The sequence below is a fragment of the Geobacillus sp. ZGt-1 genome, from assembly GCF_001026865.1.
GTDB lineage: Bacteria > Bacillota > Bacilli > Bacillales > Anoxybacillaceae > Geobacillus > Geobacillus thermoleovorans.
In genome coordinates this window covers 119,482-120,688 of sequence record NZ_LDPD01000016.1, presented here as the reverse complement: position 1 = coordinate 120,688, position 1,207 = coordinate 119,482, and the positions used below count along the sequence as shown (strand labels likewise).

General features: G+C 51.7%; 4 protein-coding genes. 1 reads left to right on the top strand and 3 read right to left on the bottom strand.

Annotated features, from left to right (window positions below; translation table 11 throughout):
- Positions 1 to 222, top strand: a 222-nt coding sequence (locus VU18_RS07000) for an ATP-binding protein (RefSeq protein ID WP_047757844.1), incomplete at its 5' end; no start/stop codon positions are given.
- Positions 223 to 278: 56 nt separating this feature from the next.
- Here the strand turns inward: VU18_RS07000 and VU18_RS06995 are convergent.
- The 3 genes from VU18_RS06995 to VU18_RS17295 form a co-directional block, all read right to left on the bottom strand.
- Positions 279 to 485: a DUF6501 family protein gene (locus tag VU18_RS06995; protein WP_014195730.1), complete on the bottom strand. Its 207-nt coding sequence runs from the start codon at positions 483 to 485 to the stop codon at positions 279 to 281.
- Positions 486 to 631: 146 nt separating this feature from the next.
- Positions 632 to 826: an NETI motif-containing protein gene (locus VU18_RS06990; protein WP_015374752.1), complete on the bottom strand. Its 195-nt coding sequence runs from the start codon at positions 824 to 826 to the stop codon at positions 632 to 634.
- A gap of 124 nt (positions 827 to 950) precedes the next feature.
- Positions 951 to 1,100 carry a YflJ family protein gene (locus VU18_RS17295; protein ID WP_011231104.1) on the bottom strand — a complete coding sequence of 50 codons (150 nt, stop codon included), beginning with the start codon at positions 1,098 to 1,100 and terminating at the stop codon, positions 951 to 953.
- Between the last annotated feature and the right edge of the window lie 107 nt (positions 1,101 to 1,207).

Here is a 1,207-nt window from a genome sequence, read left to right as displayed (position 1 = left end):
GTTGGCATGACGAAAGAACAAGTGCGCCGCTTCGGCGAGCCATACTTCAGCACAAAAGAAAAAGGCACTGGGCTTGGTGCGATGGTCGCCGTCAAAATCATCGAACAAATGGGAGGAACGTGGACGATCGAAAGCGCCGTACAAAAAGGGACGACGTTGACGATCACGTTGCCGGCAAGTCGGGTGGGACCGCCGACGGCAGAACAAAGCGCCGTCGGCTGAACGAAAAAACGGATGCCCTGTTTTGGACATCCGTTTTTTCTTGGTGATTGGCGCGATCATTTGACTTCCTCAAAATAATCTTTGTAAAACCCGCCGACTTTTCCGCTGTTGTCAATGACAAAATAAAACTCGTCGGTTTCGTTTTTTACTTCATATACTTTGCCCGGCGTCAATACATTGCTGACCATGTACTTTTCCGCGTTCGTGTGAACGCACTTTACTTTTTTGATCGTCGGCCGGGTCGCCCATGTGTGATGAATCATGGCGTCATCTCCTTCTCTTTATATTTTTCCCCTTCTTTATTGTAGCGACCCGGACAACCGGCTGCAACGTCCCATTCGCCATTTGCCGCTATGGCCGACGCCTCAAATCGTTGGCGGCGGCGGGCAACCGTGCTAACGACCTGTTGCTACGGCTCATCGCGCACCCCCTCAAATTCGATGATGCGCCCGCACGGCTCAACCATCGTTTCGCCGTTCGTTTCCACTTCGCGGAAAATTGGCTGCTCGATGCGGCGGACAGGGCGGTAGCCTTCCTGTTTCATTCGCGCTAAACAGGCGGCGATCGTTTCCCCTTCCGCTACAGTAAACCGTTTTTTCTTCATCGCTTTCCTGGCCAAAGAGGCGCGCCCTCCCTCCTCCCACTAGAAATGTTGACATATCAAGGCTTCACGGCCTTTCCTTATAACTATTGTACCTCAAAAAAGAAGCCGGATCGCTTCATCCGGTTCAGCATGTTTTCTGCACATATTTTCGGTACAGCCCGTACAGCTCCGCCGCCTTGTACGTTTCAATTTTTTTCCGTCCAACCGGATGACGGGCGATGCCCGCCTTTTTCAACTCAGCCACAAGCCATCCTTTCGAGCCGAAATGCGCCATGGCGCTCCCCCCCCTCTTTTGTCATCCGCTTGTCTTTATGATGTATATGTGTGCAAAAAGGGAGCAAGAACATTGTTGTCCATATGGCGTGAACTACCCCCACTTAA